At 56.6% G+C, this 15,422-nt stretch carries 16 protein-coding genes; 12 read left to right on the top strand and 4 right to left on the bottom strand.

Annotated elements, in window-relative coordinates; translation table 11 throughout:
- The first annotated feature begins 55 nt into the window (after positions 1 to 55).
- On the top strand, positions 56 to 757 hold the full coding sequence (hda, locus tag AC6I8E_RS13590; protein ID WP_195719715.1) for a DnaA inactivator Hda: 702 nt from the start codon (positions 56 to 58) through the stop codon (positions 755 to 757).
- Here hda and arsC read toward each other — a convergent pair.
- Positions 754 to 1,095 carry an arsenate reductase (glutaredoxin) gene (gene arsC / locus AC6I8E_RS13585; RefSeq protein ID WP_095706808.1) on the bottom strand — a complete coding sequence of 114 codons (342 nt, stop codon included), beginning with the start codon at positions 1,093 to 1,095 and terminating at the stop codon, positions 754 to 756. The two genes, hda and arsC, sit on opposite strands and share 4 nt — an antisense overlap.
- A 51-nt stretch (positions 1,096 to 1,146) precedes the next feature.
- Complete coding sequence (gene bepA / locus AC6I8E_RS13580) at positions 1,147 to 2,610, bottom strand: beta-barrel assembly-enhancing protease (RefSeq protein WP_095706809.1); 1,464 nt, start codon at positions 2,608 to 2,610, stop codon at positions 1,147 to 1,149.
- A gap of 754 nt (positions 2,611 to 3,364) precedes the next feature.
- Here bepA and AC6I8E_RS13575 point away from each other — a divergent pair.
- The 9 genes from AC6I8E_RS13575 (at position 3,365) to AC6I8E_RS13535 (ending at position 11,998) form a co-directional block, all read left to right on the top strand.
- Positions 3,365 to 3,970 (top strand): DsrE family protein, encoded by a 606-nt coding sequence (locus AC6I8E_RS13575; RefSeq protein WP_033783862.1) that lies wholly within the window; start codon positions 3,365 to 3,367, stop codon positions 3,968 to 3,970.
- Between the two features lie 31 nt (positions 3,971 to 4,001).
- Positions 4,002 to 4,610, top strand: a complete 609-nt coding sequence (locus AC6I8E_RS13570; protein WP_147789515.1) for a DsrE family protein — start codon at positions 4,002 to 4,004, stop codon at positions 4,608 to 4,610.
- A 124-nt stretch (positions 4,611 to 4,734) separates the two neighbouring features.
- On the top strand, positions 4,735 to 5,757 hold the full coding sequence (locus AC6I8E_RS13565) for a LacI family DNA-binding transcriptional regulator (protein WP_147789514.1): 1,023 nt from the start codon (positions 4,735 to 4,737) through the stop codon (positions 5,755 to 5,757).
- Positions 5,741 to 6,763 carry an ABC transporter substrate-binding protein gene (locus tag AC6I8E_RS13560; RefSeq protein WP_147789513.1) on the top strand — a complete coding sequence of 341 codons (1,023 nt, stop codon included), beginning with the start codon at positions 5,741 to 5,743 and terminating at the stop codon, positions 6,761 to 6,763. Before AC6I8E_RS13565 ends, AC6I8E_RS13560 begins: the two co-directional genes overlap by 17 nt.
- Positions 6,763 to 7,638 (top strand): ABC transporter permease, encoded by an 876-nt coding sequence (locus AC6I8E_RS13555; RefSeq protein WP_013358693.1) that lies wholly within the window; start codon positions 6,763 to 6,765, stop codon positions 7,636 to 7,638. Before AC6I8E_RS13560 ends, AC6I8E_RS13555 begins: the two co-directional genes overlap by 1 nt.
- Complete coding sequence (locus tag AC6I8E_RS13550; RefSeq protein ID WP_041457249.1) at positions 7,635 to 8,450, top strand: ABC transporter permease; 816 nt, start codon at positions 7,635 to 7,637, stop codon at positions 8,448 to 8,450. Before AC6I8E_RS13555 ends, AC6I8E_RS13550 begins: the two co-directional genes overlap by 4 nt.
- On the top strand, positions 8,447 to 9,430 hold the full coding sequence (locus AC6I8E_RS13545; protein ID WP_095706812.1) for an ABC transporter ATP-binding protein: 984 nt from the start codon (positions 8,447 to 8,449) through the stop codon (positions 9,428 to 9,430). The genes AC6I8E_RS13550 and AC6I8E_RS13545 overlap by 4 nt, the downstream gene beginning before the upstream one ends.
- Positions 9,431 to 9,440: 10 nt before the next feature.
- Positions 9,441 to 10,271 (top strand): phosphodiesterase, encoded by an 831-nt coding sequence (locus AC6I8E_RS13540; RefSeq protein ID WP_095706813.1) that lies wholly within the window; start codon positions 9,441 to 9,443, stop codon positions 10,269 to 10,271.
- 161 nt (positions 10,272 to 10,432) lie between these two features.
- On the top strand, positions 10,433 to 11,998 hold the full coding sequence (locus tag AC6I8E_RS13535; protein WP_013358689.1) for a sensor domain-containing diguanylate cyclase: 1,566 nt from the start codon (positions 10,433 to 10,435) through the stop codon (positions 11,996 to 11,998).
- Between the two features lie 106 nt (positions 11,999 to 12,104).
- Here the strand turns inward: AC6I8E_RS13535 and bcp are convergent, their stop codons facing one another.
- Both bcp and AC6I8E_RS13525 read right to left on the bottom strand, forming a co-directional pair.
- Positions 12,105 to 12,572: a thioredoxin-dependent thiol peroxidase gene (gene bcp / locus AC6I8E_RS13530; RefSeq protein WP_010260016.1), complete on the bottom strand. Its 468-nt coding sequence runs from the start codon at positions 12,570 to 12,572 to the stop codon at positions 12,105 to 12,107.
- A gap of 151 nt (positions 12,573 to 12,723) precedes the next feature.
- Positions 12,724 to 13,305 carry a glycine cleavage system transcriptional repressor gene (locus tag AC6I8E_RS13525; RefSeq protein ID WP_033783854.1) on the bottom strand — a complete coding sequence of 194 codons (582 nt, stop codon included), beginning with the start codon at positions 13,303 to 13,305 and terminating at the stop codon, positions 12,724 to 12,726.
- A gap of 143 nt (positions 13,306 to 13,448) precedes the next feature.
- Between AC6I8E_RS13525 and dapA the strand changes: the two genes are divergently transcribed.
- The gene (dapA, locus tag AC6I8E_RS13520) at positions 13,449 to 14,327 is read left to right on the top strand and encodes a 4-hydroxy-tetrahydrodipicolinate synthase (RefSeq protein ID WP_010260008.1); all 879 of its coding nucleotides are present in this window, start codon (positions 13,449 to 13,451) and stop codon (positions 14,325 to 14,327) included.
- 14 nt (positions 14,328 to 14,341) lie between these two features.
- The gene (gene bamC, locus AC6I8E_RS13515) at positions 14,342 to 15,373 is read left to right on the top strand and encodes an outer membrane protein assembly factor BamC (RefSeq protein WP_013358687.1); all 1,032 of its coding nucleotides are present in this window, start codon (positions 14,342 to 14,344) and stop codon (positions 15,371 to 15,373) included.
- Positions 15,374 to 15,422: the final 49 nt, after the last annotated feature.

Raw genomic sequence — 15,422 nt, 5'->3', positions numbered from 1 at the left:
GAAAACTGTGTTAGACTTCCCCCGATTTTTTGCTTGTTCTCTTGCTGAGGTGCTTCTGAACACGCCGGCACAATTGTCATTGCCACTCTATTTACCCGACGATGAAACCTTCTCCAGCTTCTGGCCGGGGGAAAACCCGTCGCTGATTGCCGCACTCAAAGGCGCTCTCAACCAACAACATGGCAGCTATCTCTACTTCTGGTCACGCGAAGGCGGTGGGCGGAGCCATCTGCTGCACGCCGCGTGCGCTGAAATGTCCGCGCGCAGCGAAGCGGTCGGTTACGTTCCGCTGGATAAACGCACCTGGTTTGTGCCGGAAGTGCTGGAAGGAATGGAGCAGCTGTCACTGGTCTGCATCGATAACATCGAGTGCATTGCAGGCGAACCGGAGTGGGAGATGGCGATCTTCGATCTCTATAACCGCATTCTGGAAACCGGCAATACGCGCCTGTTTATTACCGGCGATCGTCCGCCACGTCAGCTGAATCTGCAGCTGCCCGATCTCGCCTCGCGGCTGGACTGGGGGCAGATCTATCGACTGCAGCCGCTCTCCGACGAAGACAAACTGCAGGCGCTGCAACTTCGTGCCGGGTTACGTGGTTTTGAGCTGCCGGAAGATGTGGGTCGCTTCCTGCTGAAGCGACTGGATCGTGAAATGCGCACGCTGTTTGATACGCTGGATCGGCTTGATCGCGCCTCGATCAGCGCGCAGCGTAAACTCACTATTCCCTTCGTTAAAGAGACGCTCGGCCTTTAAATAATGTCGAGCACCGCTTCTGGCGGACGTCCGATCCGCGCTTTATCGCCATTGATCACAATCGGCCTTTCAATCAGCACCGGGTTTTCTACCAGCGCATCCAGCAGCGCACTTTCGTTTTTGTCGCCGAGTGCCAGCTCGCTGTAGATCGCCTCTTTGGTACGCATCAACTCTCGTGCACTCTGCATCCCCAGTTTCTGTAGCAGAATCTGCAGCGTCTCGCGATCGGGCGGCGTCTGCAGATAGAGCACCACTTCCGGCTCAATGCCGCGGACGTTCAGCAGCGCCAGCGTTTCGCGGCTCTTACTGCAGCGCGGGTTGTGGTAAATCGTCACCATTTCAGACTCTCCTTTTATTGTCTCTTCAAGCGGCGCTGGCAGCACGCAGGCTTAGCCTTTCTGATACTGCTTAAAGCGCTGCTGCAACTGGCGCAGCTGATCGATACGGGCATCGTAGCGCGCCTGCTTCAGGCTGCCGAGTGGCACCTGTGCGCTGGCGCTGCCTAACGCGGTGATGGCCTGATCAAGCTGGCCATTCAGCGCCAGACTCTCTGCACGCGCAGATAACTCTTCATCATTCAGTCCCTGCTGTGCAGAAGCCTGTGCCAGTAAATCCCAGCCGTTGGGATCGTCTTTATTGGCCCAGGTATAGCGGTTCAGAATACGGCTGGCACTGGCATACTGCTTCGCTTCCACGTAGGCGTTCGCCAGGTTGAGCTGCACCACCGGGCTGTTTTTGGCACCGGTTGCGGCGGTGAGCAGGGCGATCGCCTGTTGTGGCTGGTTCAGGCCGATGTCGATGTCCGACATGATATCCAGGAACCAGATATTATTAGGCTGTTTCGCCAGCAGTGGCGTCATAATCCGCTTCGCATCGGCATAGCTCTTCGCCTGTAAAAACTGTATGGCTTTGCCATATTGTGACGCCAGCTGTTCACGGGCATTGCCGCTGGCATACTGACTCAGCAGTTCGTCAGTGAGCTGATTACGCCCGGTGGCGTACATCCCCAGCGCACGCACCTTCGCCAGGTAAAAATCTTCAGTGGACTGCACGACGACCGGGCGCATCTGGTTAGCACGATTGCGGGCATCCGCCAGACGGCTGTCGGGCAGGGGGTGCGTCAGCAGAATTTCAGGTGGCTTGGAGGAGAAGCGGCTCTGATCGGCCAGCTTCTGCAGAAAATTTGGCATCGCCTGGGGATCGAATCCGGCGCGCTGCAGCACCTGAATGCCGATGCGGTCAGCCTCCTGCTCATTGCCCTGCGTAAAGCTGATAATCCCCTGCTGCGTACCCGCCAGGGTGCCAGTCAGTGCGGCCATACCCGCCTGCGGACTCGCCATCGCCAGCAGTATCGAGCCCAGCGCACCGACCCAGGTGAGTGGGGCATTGCGCTTCTGATCTTCCATGGCGCGCGCCAGATGGCGCTGGGTGACGTGTGATATCTCATGCGCCATCACGGATGCCAGCTGACTTTCATTTTCGGTAAAGCGGAACAGCGCTGAGTGCAGCACCACATTGCCACCGAAGAAGGCAAAGGCGTTGAGCTCATCGTTCTGAATCAGAAAGAAGTGGAACGGGGTTTTGACGGAGTCAGCATGCGAGACCAGCCGCTGCCCCAGCTGATTAATATACTGATTAAGCAGCGGATCGTTGATCAGCGGCGCACTGGCACGCAGCTGGCGCACATAGAAGTCGCCCATCTGCAGTTCCTGATTAATCGACAGCGTCGAACCGGCCGTGGTGCCAATATCGGGAAGTGAATCACTGACATCGGCCATGGCAGGTGTCAGAGTGGTAAAAATGAGCGTCGGGAGGAGCGCGGCGATCAGCGTTTTCTTTAACCGGTTCAACATGCCTTAATCCTGTAGAGAGGCCCTGAAAATGGACAGGTGCGCAGCGGGAATGTTCCATTTTTCGCAGATAACGGCGGTTCGGGACTATCTTAACCAGAGCATCAAAAGAAAGAAATGTCGTTTTCTGGCCAGTGCCTGGCGTAATTTGTGCAAGATCGCAGATTTTGACGAAAAAAACTGAACATCCTGCAAACTTAAACCGCAGTTAAACGAAAAAAATCCGGCGAGGTTTTACCGGGGTCCTGAGCCGCTAATTTGCCACTTATCTGTTTATTCCCGTCGTGCTTCGACCGAATAAAGCAGAATCTGCTGACAGATATCCGGAAGTGTAATTGTTCTTTTTTTAAAGTTATGTAAATTCAATCAGAAAAACTGAATATGGCACGCATTTTTCCAGGTCTACTCTGAAAAAACAGCCCGCGCTCAGCCGCAAAATGTTTCTGCACCATTGATTAATTAAATCGTATCGCTTGCAACACTCTTCCTGATTCCAGCTATGCCTGGCTGTTATTTTCTCGCAGCAACTTAACAGAAAGAGATTAAATTCGTGATAGTCAGATCCACTGCGGCTAAGACTCTTTTTTCTGCATGATGAAAACCTTCGATTAATTCTCTGAGTGAATAATTTCATCGGTTATCAATAGCGCGTTGACCTGAATTTACAGAAGCGAGAATTAAACCTGCGCTGTGGTATAGATAGCCGACCTGATTCAGCCCTGAATCTGACAGACATTATTTGCCGGAGAGAAGTGTTATGCGTTCAGTTGTTTCATACGCGTTAATCGCCATTATTGGCGGCGTCGTTGGCGCGGCTGTCACACAGAGTGGCGATATTTACGACAAAGTGACACGTCATTTTGCAACCGAGCCACAGGAAGCGCCTGGATTCTGGAGTACCCCGGCGATTGAAGGTTACGGCAAAATTCATTACGAGCCTGATGCTGCGTTTAAACCGGTGGCGGGCCTGAGCAACAAAATTGTTTTCCAGATTACCCGCAGCGACGGCGCGATGACCGCACCGAATCTGGGACTGGAGCGTGTGGCGCGCGTGGTGAATTTGTATATCGCCTCTGGCGTGCCGGCCGACCAGCTGAAGTTTGTGGTTTCGGTCACCGGTGACGCAACGCCTGCCATGCTGGATAACGCCCATTTCAAACAGTTTTATGGCATCGAAAATCCAAACCTGAAGCTGATTGATGAGCTGAATCAGGCGGGAGTGAAAGTCTCGGTCTGCGATCAGTCCGTGGCATTCCATCACTATCCGAATAACTGGATTGATAAATCAGTCATCCATGCGCTTTCCAGTCCAACCACCGTATCAACCCTGCAAAACCAGGGGTACGCGTGGCTGGCAATGTAATTGATGTTTTAAACGACCGGGAGAAGAGTGAATGCGTCCAGCAGCGTTAGTAGTGATGGCAGCCGTAGCAGGATTTATCGGAGGCAATGTTTTACAGTTGCCGGAATTATTCGATAAGGTCAGCGGAAAAATGGCAGATAATAAATCTGAGCCCGCTGATTTCTGGAGTACGCCTGCGATTGAAGGCTACGGCAAAATACATTATGTCGATACGCCGGCATTTAAACCCGGCACCACTGCGGGTCTGAGTAATAAAATTGTTTTCCAGATTAACCACAATGACGGCGATATTCGTAAGCCGAATCTGGGCCTGGAGCGTGTGGCACGTGTCACCAACCTCTATTATGCGGCGGGTGTGCCGCTCGACCAGCTGAAATTTGTGGTGTCTATCAACGGCGACGCGGTATCGTCAGCGCTGAATAACGACCAGTTCAGCAAAGCCTACGGCGTGGATAACCCGAACCTGAAGCTGATCAGCGAACTGAAAAAAGCGGGCGTTCAGGTCACTATCTGTGATCAATCCGTGGCGTTTCATCAGATCGATCGCAACTGGATCGATCCGATGGTCACCCACACTATCTCCAGCGGCACCACCGTTGCCACGCTGGAAAACAGCGGTTACGCCTTCCTGATGCTTTAATTACCCGCAGCGGCGTCACTGCCGCTGTCACCTGCCGGTCATGTTACCGTGATGCGCCTGTCATATAACGCCGCTAGTTTACGTCGCAATGAGATCGATCTCATCGACGATAAACGAGGCAGTGATGACAGATTTAATCAGCGTAGCCCGACTGGCAGGGGTCTCCCGCGCAACCGCCGCGCGCGCCTTCTCTGATCCTCATCTGCTGAAACCGGGCACGCTGCAAAAGGTGCTTGCCGCCTCGGAACAGATCGGTTTTCGCCCGAATCATATTGCCCGTCAGCTCCGCACTCAACACTCGACCACGCTTGGCGTACTGCTGCCTTCACTGCTTAATCCGGTTTTTGCCCTGCAACTGCAGGCCATGGAGCAGCAGGCCCGTCAGGCTGGGTATGCGCTGCTGGTGGCAACCAGTGATTATCAGGCTGAGCGGGAAGCGGCCATTGTCGAACATATGCTGCACCAGCGTGTCGCCGGTCTGGTTCTGACGGTGGCAGACGCCGACCGCAGTGCGCTGCTGCCGACGCTGGCGGCAGCAAAGATGCCCTTCGTGCTGACCCACAACGTGCCGCAACAACACGACTGGCCCGCGCTGTGCGTCGATAACCGTAAAGCGATGGCGGAAGCGACTGCCCATCTTATCGCCCTCGGCCATCGCCACATCGTGATGGCCGCTGGACCTATGCAGCAATCTGACCGTGCGCGTCTGCGCTACCTTGGCTACTGCGAGGCGATGCAGCAGGCCGGTCTCCAGCCGCGGGCGATGATTGAGATGCCCAGCCATATTCAGTCCGACTTCCGGCTGCTGCTGCCCCTGATGAATGCCCCTTCGCCGCTGACCGCCGTGATTTGCAGTAATGATCTGCTGGCTATCAGCCTGCTGGGGGCGGCTGCGCGTGCCGGTATCAGCGTACCCAATCAATTGTCAGTCATCGGCTTCGACGGCATTGAGCTGGGTGAACAGCTTTCACCGTCACTGGCCAGCGTGGTGCAGCCGATTGCGCTGATGGGCACGCGCGCCATCGATCTGCTTCTGAATCCGGGCGGCAAAACCCACTTGCTGGCCCATCATTTACGGCTCGGGGAGAGTATCGCCCCGGCATTTCATGGTTCTATTTCAGGGAAACATCATGTCACTCAACCTTAATATCAGACAGGTCGCCAGCGCTGCGCTGCTGGCCGGATGCTCGCTTACCAGTTCGTGGGCGCAGGCGGCGGAAAATGCCATCTGCTATAACTGCCCGCCAGAGTGGGCCGACTGGGCCACGCAGCTTCAGGCGATTGAAAAAGCGACCGGCATCCATGTGCCGCAGGATAATAAAAACTCAGGTCAGGCACTGGCGCAGCTGGTGGCGGAGAAAAACAATCCGGTCGCCGACGTGGTCTATTACGGCGTCAGCTTTGGTATTCAGGCCGTCAGTGCCGACGTGGTCAGCGCTTATAAACCGGCTAACTGGGATGAGATTCCGGCAGACATGAAAGATCCCAATGGCAAGTGGGTGGCGTTGCACTCCGGGACCATGGGCTTTATGGTTAATGTCGATGCGCTGGGTGGCGCGCCGGTGCCGCGCGCCTGGGATGATCTGCTGAAGCCGGAATATAAAGGCATGGTGGGCTATCTCGATCCGGCCAGCGCCTTTGTAGGCTATGTCGCAGCGGTCGCGGTGAATCAGGCCAAAGGCGGCAGCCTGCATGATTTCACCCCGGCGATTAACTGGTTTAAGGCGCTGCAGCGCAACCAGCCAATTGTGCCTAAGCAGACCGCCTATGCGCGTCTGATTTCGGGCGAAATCCCGATTCTGATCGACTATGACTTCAACGCCTATCGCGCCCGCTACAAAGATCACGCCAACGTTGAGTTTGTGATCCCGAGCGAGGGAACAGTCACGGTGCCTTACGTCATCAGCCTGGTGAAGAATGCGCCGCATCCGGCCAACGGTAAGAAAGTGATTGATTTCGTGCTGTCAGATGCCGGTCAGGCTATCTGGGCCAATGCCTGGCTGCGTCCGGTGCGGGCGGGAGCGATGTCACCCGAGGCGAAAAAATATTTCCTGCCTGATAGCGATTATGCGCGCGCCCACACGGTCGATTATCAGCAGATGGCCGATGCGCAGAAAGGCTTCTCCGCGCGTTATCTGAGTGAGATTCGCTGATGTCACTGTCAGAAATCAACCTGTCTGCCGCTGGCGGGCCGGTTCGCCAGCGGCTCCGGCCGCTGGGGGCGAACTGGCCGTGGATGCTGCTGCCTGCGCTGCTCTTCTTTGCGGCCTTCTGGCTACTGCCGTTTGCCCGCCTGTTGCAGATCGGCATGACGGAGGATCGTACCACGCACCACAGCGGCTATTGGACAGTTATCAGTCAGCCGCAGTATCTGCAAAGCCTGCTGAACACCGTGCTGCTCTCGGCGGCGGTCACGCTGGTGACGTTGCTGATTGCGGCGGTAGTCGGCTGCTTTCTGGCGCGGCAGCGCTTTACCGGGCGCGGCACGCTGCTGGCACTGCTGACCTTCCCGCTGGCTTTTCCGGGCGTGGTGGTGGGATTTCTGATGGTGATGCTGGCGGGGCGTCAGGGTGTGCTGGCGCAACTCAGCCTCAGCCTGTTTCATGAGCGCTGGGTTTTCGCCTATTCGCTCAGCGGCTTATTCATTGGCTATCTCTATTTTTCGCTGCCGCGCGCCATCGTGACATTGGTGGCGGCGAGTGAGAAGCTGGATCGATCGCTGGAGGAGGCGGCCCGTTCGCTGGGAGCCAGCCAGTGGCGCATCATCATCGACGTGATCATTCCGGGGCTGAAACCAGCGCTGCTCTCCTGTGGCGCGCTCTGTTTCGCCACCAGCATGGGGGCTTTTGGCACCGCCTTTACCCTGGGCACAGAGCTGGCCGTGCTGCCGCTGACCATTTACGGCGAGTTCACTAATTACGCCAACTTTGCCACCGCGGCGGCACTCTCGGTGGTGATGGGCGCGGTGGCCTGGCTGGCGCTGATGCTGGCTAATGGGCTTGCATGCCGGAAGGCGCGTTCATCATGAAGCGCCGGGGTCTGTTCTGGCTGCAGGTGGCGATCACCAGCCTCACCGCGCTGTTTATGATCGTGCCGGTGGTGCTCTCAATGCTGGCGGGCGTCACGCAGAACTACTTCGCGGGCCTGCGCAGCGGGCTGACGCTGAAGTGGGTGGAGCAGGTATGGCAGATGTATGCCGACACCTTCTGGCTGTCGCTGCTGATCGCCCTGAGCTGTCTGGCGGTGACGGTCATCGTGGGTGTGCCCGCCGCCTGGGGCTTACTGAAGTCACCGTCACGCTGGGCCTCACGCATTGAGGAGTGCCTGATGCTGCCGGTTGCGTTGCCGGGCCTCGCAACCGCGCTGGGTATCATTCTGCTTTATGGTCAGTTCAGCGCACTGCGCGACAGCTGGCTCTTCATCCTGATCGGCCATGTGCTTTTTACGCTGCCCTTTATGATCCGACCGGTGCTGTCGGTAATGCAGGCGATTGATCTGCCGCGGCTGGAAGAGGCCGCCGCGAGCCTGGGGGCGAGCTTCTGGCGTCGCTTCTTTACCGTGGTCGTCCCGAACTGTCGCAATGGCATTCTGGCGGGTGCGTTTATGGTGATTACGCTGTCGGTAGGGGAGTTCAACATCACCTGGATGCTGCACACGCCCCTGACCAAAACCCTGCCTGTCGGGCTGGCCGACAGCTACACCTCGATGCGGCTGGAAGTCGGATCCGCCTACACCCTGATTTTTATCATGATGATTTTACCGCTGCTGCTATTGCTCAATGCCTGTAATCACTGGCTGGAACGGCAATCAGGGCGGCAGCAGAGAGAGGAAACTCTATGAAAGAGGCCGTCAACGTGACGCTGCGCCACTGCTCGCGTCGCTTCAATCAGCAGGTCGCGCTGCATCCGCTCGATCTGCGGGTCCACGCCGGAGAAACGCTGGTGCTGCTGGGGCCATCCGGCTGCGGAAAAACCACACTGTTGCGTATCATTAGCGGTCTGGAAAGCAGCGATGCGCCAGGGGAAGTCTGGTTTGATCAGCGGAACGTTACCGCGCTGCCGATTGAGAAACGCAGCGTTGGCATGGTGTTCCAGAACTACGCGCTGTTCCCGACGCTCAACGTGGCGCAGAACGTCGCCTATGGCCTGAAGGTGCAGGGCGTGCCGCGAGCCGAACGTGAGGCGCGGGTGGCAGAAATGCTGGCGCTGGTGGATCTGACGCATCTGTCACATCGCGCGATAGATAAATTGTCCGGCGGGCAGAAGCAGCGGGTGGCACTGGCTCGCGCGCTGGCCGCCCGGCCTAAAGTGCTGCTGTTTGATGAGCCGCTGGCGGCGCTTGATGCCAGGCTGCGCGATCGACTGCGGCTGGAGATCGGCGCACTGCTCAAGCGGCTGGCGATCACTGCCGTTTACGTCACGCACGATCAGCAGGAGGCGATGGCGCTGGGCGATCGTATCGCGGTGATGGAGCAGGGCCGTCTGGTGCAGCTCGATACGCCGCAGGGCATCTATCAGCGCCCGGCCTCCCGTTTTGTGGCCGACTTTGTGGGTGCCATTAACTGCATTGCGCACGATCTCCATGGTCAGCCCCTGCGTTTTTGCCGCCCGGAAGATGTGCTGCTGGCCGACGACACGCGCTATCCCCAGCGCGGCGTAGTGGTGGGCAGCACCTTCCTCGGCGCTTCGCAGCGCTTATTGATCGATATCGGACTGGATAGCCCCATTCAGGTAGAGCGTCATGCACGCGAAATCTGGCAGGCCGGGCAGCGCATCAGCTGGTCGCTGACCAGTCAGGCCGCGCTGGAATTCAGTTGCTAAGGAGTCTGTTGTGTCTGTTCAACCTACGATGATTGCGCAAATCAGCGATCTGCATATCAAGGCCCATGGCCGCCTCTCTTACAAACAGGTCGATACCTATGCGGCATTACTGCAGGTTATCGATACCCTTAATGCGCTGCAGCCGCGGCCCGATGTGGTGGTGATTACCGGAGACCTGGTCGATTTTGGCCGACCTGAAGAGTACCAGACGCTGCGGGAAGCCCTGCAGCGCCTGCAGCTGCCGTTTTACCTGATGGCGGGCAATCATGACGATCGCGAGGCGCTGCGTGCCGCTTTCCCGCATCACGCCTATCTGCAGGCGGGGGCCACCCTGAACTGGCAGCTTCGCGTCGGCGACGTCAGGCTGCTGGCGCTGGATTCCAGCGTACCGCAACAGCCGTGGGGAGAGCTGGACGAACACCAGCTGCAATGGCTGGATCAGGCACTGAGCGCGGCTGCCGATCAGCCCACGCTGGTGATGCTGCATCATCCTCCTTTTGCCTGTGGCATTGCCCATATGGACCGGCAACGATTACGTCATCCGGAGGCCCTTGAGGCGATCATCGCCCGCCATCCGCAGGTTGAGCGGGTGCTCTGCGGTCATCTGCATCGCAGTCTGCAGGCCCGCTTTGCCGGCACGCTGGCCTGTGTTGCGCCAGGCGTGTCGCATCAGGTGGCGCTGGATCTGCATCCCGACGGGCCGGCTCACTTTATTCTGGAGCCGCCCGGCTTTTTGCTGCATTGCTGGCAACCCGGGCAGGGAATGGTCTCGCATCAGTGTGCGATTGGCCGCTTTTCGGGACCCTGGCCTTTTTACGATAGTCAGGGATTAATCGATTAGTGCCGGTCAAATCTGGATTCTCAGGCGTGAAATTTGTCTTAATGCTGCTCAAAAATGCCGACACCGTGTAGACTTAAGCCCGGATATCAGGGCTTCTGGCACACATTAAAAAAATAATCAGGCATTGACGACATGACATTTATCTCCGCGGCGGCGACGCCATGTTAAAGCTCTTTCGGCCCAAGGCCGATTTGCGCAATCTGATCGCCCTGCTGGTGATTGTCAGCATTGTTATCACGCTCGCGAATACGCTTTACGCCACCTGGCGGGTTCAGCGCCAGGTGCTGATTGACACCACGCTTGAGGCCAATCGCGCCTACGCCGCCAAACTGGCCTCAACCAGTGAGATTTTCTTTCAGCTGGCGCAGTCACAGCTGCACTACAGCGCTAATCAGCTCAGCCGCGACTTTAATAATGAGGCGCTGCTGGAAAGCGAAGTCAGCCGCCTGCGCGAGCAGACCAGCAGTTTCAACTCAGTGGCGATAGTGGATGCGCAGGGCGTGATCAAGGCGATTTCGCCTGAGTCGCTGACCCTGAAAGGCATGCACCTGACCAGCGACGCCTCACGGGAAGCGCTGACCCTGCGGCAGCCGAGCATCAGTAAACCCACGCTCTCTGCCGCCAACAATCTGCTGGTGTTTATCTCCTGGCCCGTCTGGAGTGCCGATGGCGACTACCTGGGCTACATCGGCGGCACCATCTATCTGAAGAAAAAAAGCATTCTGAATGCGCTGCTGGGTGAGCAATTTTACCGGGATGGCACCACGGTCTATGTGCTCGACAGCAATAATGAGGTGTTGTATCACCAGAACCGGCAGCTGGTGGGTAAAACGCTGCCGGCCATCGTCAGTCCGCGTGACGAGCAGACCAATGGCTCGCTGATGCTTGCCGGTCCGGGTGAGTCAGCTCAACTGGCGGGCTTTGCGATCGTGCCGACTACCGGCTGGACGGTGGTGGCTCTGAAGCCGATTAACGTCACGCTGGATCCGCTGTCGGGCCTGTTAATGAAAGTCCTGAAAAATTCGGTGCCGTTCGCGCTGCTGACTCTGCTGGTGGCCGTGGTGCTGGCGCGGCTGATCGCCCGGCCACTCTTCCAGCTGGCCCGCAAAGCCAGCCGGATGGATGCGCAGGGGGTATCAAAAGAGATTGGTGGTATCACCGCCTGGTATTTTGAGGCGGCTCAGGTCAAACGTGCACTGCTCACCGGTATTGGTCTGGTGCAGGACAAAATTGGCCGTCTTAGCTCGGAAGCGCAGACCGATCCACTGACCCAGTTGCTGAATCGCCGTGGTCTGAATGCGGTGCTGGAGTATTACCGCACCCTGCGCCAGCCTTTCTCGGTGCTGGCTCTGGATATCGACCACTTTAAAAACGTCAACGACAGCTGGGGTCATGATGTCGGTGACCGGGTGATTCAGCAGGTGGCGAGCACGCTGCGTGCCAGCGCCCGTCAGTCTGATGTGGTATGTCGCAACGGTGGAGAGGAATTTCTGATGCTGCTGCCGGGCACGGCCCTGGATGAGGCACAGATCATCGCAGAGCGCGTACGGCTGGGTATTGCCGAAGCCTGGCTCACGGATGTAGGACGAATTACCTTGTCTATTGGCGTTGCAGCATGGAACGGCACCCAGGATGCCGGGCTGGAAACGAGTCTGAAACAGGCGGATGCAGCGCTCTACGCGGCGAAAAATGCCGGGCGAAACTGCGTGATCGTCGCCACAGCTTAATCGCACGACTTAATCGCACAAAGAGCAGATGTTTTTTACGGCAGGCAAGCGTGAAGGGAAAGAAGATAAGCAGGGCGCGGCGGTCGGGCTACCGCGCCCCTCAACATCAGGCTGACTTAACGTAATCCAGCACCATGTCGTGGTGATTCGAGGTCTTAAAGTTATCAAACACTTTCTCAATCCTGCCCTCAGCATCGATCAGGAAGCTGATGCGATGAATACCGTCATAGGTTTTCCCCATAAAGGTTTTTTCACCCCAGACGCCAAACGCCTGGCAGACTTCATGATTTTCATCTGACAGCAGCGTGAAGTTCAGCAGCTCTTTTTCGACAAACTTTGACAGTTTTTCCGGTTTGTCGGTGCTGATGCCCAGGACTTCCACGCCCGCTTTTTTCAACTCATCCATGTTGTCACGCAGACCGCACGCCTGCACGGTGCAGCCTGGCGTCATCGCTTTCGGGTAGAAGTACACCAGAACGCGCTGTCCCTGGAAGTCGGTCAGATTCACGTGTTCGCCGTCCTGGTCGGGCAGGCTAAATGCAGGTGCAGTATCTCCGGCTTTCAGTGGATTCATCACATCTCTCCATTTTCTTATTCAGGCTGTGGGTAATACACCATCTGGCCCGAAACGACCAGAGGGAATATGACCATCAGGGGGTATTTCACCACATAGCCGATCACGCGTCAGGCATGTGGAGAAATAACTCCGGTTTATTAACTAAAGCTTAGCGTACCGCGCTGACCGATTCGCTGTTGTCAGCGTCAGACACACTGTAGAGACGCAGTGTTCCCTGGGCATTCAGCTCCTGACACAGGTTATTAAAAGCCTGCTCAAAAGTGGTGCCACTGGTTCGTGTCGGACTGTGGGCGGTCATTTGAATATAGAGCGTTGGTGGCAAATCGTGTTGCGCGGGTGTGATGCGCGACACCAGTTCGGCCACGTTCATCTGATGCTTATCAATAAGATCGGTAAAGCGTTCAATAATATGCGGCGAGTCGGCCACTTCAACCTGAATGAACGCGGTATCGGGCATCGGCGGACGAACCCCGGCGTTGGTGCGCTTCATGACGATCAGCAGCTCCAGCTCTGCGCCTTTCAGCGGCAGCGTCGATTCAATCAGCGTAATCGCGTTCCAGCTGCCTGACAGCAGCATGATAAAGGTGAATTCATCCCCAAGCATGGCAAGACGGCTATCTTCAATATTGCAACCGCAGCTGCTGACGTGTCGGGTAATCGTATTGACGATACCCGGACGGTCAACACCGAGCGCGGTGATCACCAGATGATGGGGCTGAGATTGCGGCAAAATGGCTTTTCCTCTGCTTTCGCTAATAACCATAAGGTAAACATAAAAAAAACTGCTGACAAGCGCGGGAATGGCGTGGCTTGCTTGCTTTTCCCTAAGTGTAAAACGTACCATGAAGCACTTGTTTGTCGAGGGGATCGCCAATGTTTACGGGAAGTATTGTTGCACTCGTTACGCCAATGGATGACAGCGGTAATGTCTGCCGGTCGAGTCTGAAAAAACTGATTGATTATCACGTCGCCAGCGGCACCGCGGCGATCGTTTCCGTCGGCACCACAGGCGAATCTGCAACCCTGAGCCATGAAGAACATGGTGATGTGGTGATGCTGACCCTGGAACTGGCCGATGGCCGGATTCCGGTGATTGCCGGAACCGGTGCCAATGCCACCGCTGAAGGCATCTCTCTGACGAAGCGTTTTGAAAATTCCGGCGTGGTGGGCTGTCTGACTGTGACGCCATACTATAACCGCCCCACGCAGGAAGGGCTGTTCCAGCACTTTAAAGCGATTGCGAATAGCACCAGCCTGCCGCAGATGCTGTATAACGTTCCCTCGCGTACCGGTTGTGACATGCTGCCGGAAACCGTTGCCCGCCTGGCCGAAATTAAAAATATTATCGGAATCAAAGAGGCAACCGGGAACTTATCGCGGGTTAGTCAGATCCAAGAGCTGGTTAATGAAGACTTTATTCTGGTGAGTGGCGATGACGCGACTGCGCTGGACTTTATGCAACTGGGCGGCAAAGGCGTCATTTCGGTGACCGCCAATGTGGCTGCACGTGAAATGGTCGAGCTGTGTCAACTCGCACAGCAGGGCAATTTCGTTGAGGCACGCCGCCTGAATCAGCGTCTGATGCACCTGCACCAGACGCTTTTCTGTGAACCCAATCCTATCCCGGTGAAATGGGCTGCGAAACAGCTAGGATTAATCGCTAACGACACGCTGCGTCTGCCAATGACGCCACTGACTGCAGCCGGCCAGCCGAAAGTGGAGCAGGCGCTGGTGAAAGCGGGTTTGCGATAATTTAGGGAGTTTGAATGAATTACTCAGTAAAGCGGTCAACAGTAGCCACAGTAGTCGGGCTTTCTACTCTGATGCTGTTGTCGGCCTGTTCAAGCGATCAGCGTTATAAGCGCCAGGTCAGCGGTGACGAATCTTATCTTGAAGCCAGCCAGTTAAGTGAACTGAAAGCGCCAGCCGGTATGATCCTGCCGGTTCAGCGTGGTGACTATGATGTGCCGCGCACCAGCAGCCAGGCACCCACCGGTAAGCAGCTTGACATTCGTCCGCCAGCTCAGCCGCTGGCGCTGATGAACGGGACCCGCGCGCAGTTCAGTAACAATACCGGTGCGCTGATGATCGATAACAGCCGCGGTTCAGTCTGGTCACGGGTCGTTAACGTCGTTGAGTCAAACAAATTCCCGATTGCTTCACGCAACGATGCCGGTCAGCAGCTGACGACCGACTGGGTGCAGTGGAACCGTGCTGATGAAGATCAGCAGTATCGTGGCCGCTATCAGATCAGCGTGCAGTCGCAGAGCTATCAGCAGCAGCTTACCGTGCGTCTGCTGGAGCTGCAGCAGGATGGTAAAACCATTACGTCACCTGTGCAGATCCAGCGTTACACCGCGCAGATGCTGAATGAAATCAGCACCGGTCTGGACAAAATTGATACCGCCAGTGAAAACGCGGCATCAGGCCGGGTAAGTGGCGCTATTGATGTGCAGAGCGGCGCAGATGACACCGGTCTGCCAATGCTGATCCTGCGTACGCCATACAACGTGGCATGGCAGCGTCTGCCAGATGCGATGAAACGCGTCGGGATGGAAGTGACCGATACCACCCGCTCAACCGGCAGCATGAAGGTGACCTACAAGTCACCGGGCAGCAGCGACTGGGATTCAGTCGGTGCAAAAGATCCGGAATTACCAAACGGTGATTACAAAGTGCAGGTCGGCGATCTCGACAACCGTACCAGTCTGCAATTCATTGACCCGAAAGGGCATGTGCTGACTCAGTCGCAGAACGATGCGCTGGTGGCCGTGTTCCAGGCGGCGCTGAACAAATAAAGTTGCCTCAGGCCGGAGATTCTCCGGCCTTTTTATTTTGTTTTTGGCA

Source organism: Pantoea sp. X-Soil-YNGN-785, from assembly GCF_059730585.1.
Note: the sequence above shows the minus strand (reverse complement) of the source record. Positions and strands in the feature narration are given on the sequence as shown.

Bases quoted from the DNA above. Each gene is read 5' to 3' on its own strand.
- arsC (WP_095706808.1), bottom strand. From the start codon at position 1,095: ATGGTGACGATTTACCACAACCCGCGCTGCAGTAAGAGCCGCGAAACG.
- bepA (WP_095706809.1), bottom strand. From the start codon at position 2,610: ATGTTGAACCGGTTAAAGAAAACGCTGATCGCCGCGCTCCTCCCGACG.
- AC6I8E_RS13575 (WP_033783862.1), top strand. From the start codon at position 3,365: ATGCGTTCAGTTGTTTCATACGCGTTAATCGCCATTATTGGCGGCGTC.
- AC6I8E_RS13570 (WP_147789515.1), top strand. From the start codon at position 4,002: ATGCGTCCAGCAGCGTTAGTAGTGATGGCAGCCGTAGCAGGATTTATC.
- AC6I8E_RS13565 (WP_147789514.1), top strand. From the start codon at position 4,735: ATGACAGATTTAATCAGCGTAGCCCGACTGGCAGGGGTCTCCCGCGCA.
- AC6I8E_RS13560 (WP_147789513.1), top strand. From the start codon at position 5,741: ATGTCACTCAACCTTAATATCAGACAGGTCGCCAGCGCTGCGCTGCTG.
- AC6I8E_RS13555 (WP_013358693.1), top strand. From the start codon at position 6,763: ATGTCACTGTCAGAAATCAACCTGTCTGCCGCTGGCGGGCCGGTTCGC.
- AC6I8E_RS13550 (WP_041457249.1), top strand. From the start codon at position 7,635: ATGAAGCGCCGGGGTCTGTTCTGGCTGCAGGTGGCGATCACCAGCCTC.
- AC6I8E_RS13545 (WP_095706812.1), top strand. From the start codon at position 8,447: ATGAAAGAGGCCGTCAACGTGACGCTGCGCCACTGCTCGCGTCGCTTC.
- AC6I8E_RS13535 (WP_013358689.1), top strand. From the start codon at position 10,433: ATGTTAAAGCTCTTTCGGCCCAAGGCCGATTTGCGCAATCTGATCGCC.
- bcp (WP_010260016.1), bottom strand. From the start codon at position 12,572: ATGAATCCACTGAAAGCCGGAGATACTGCACCTGCATTTAGCCTGCCC.
- dapA (WP_010260008.1), top strand. From the start codon at position 13,449: ATGTTTACGGGAAGTATTGTTGCACTCGTTACGCCAATGGATGACAGC.
- bamC (WP_013358687.1), top strand. From the start codon at position 14,342: ATGAATTACTCAGTAAAGCGGTCAACAGTAGCCACAGTAGTCGGGCTT.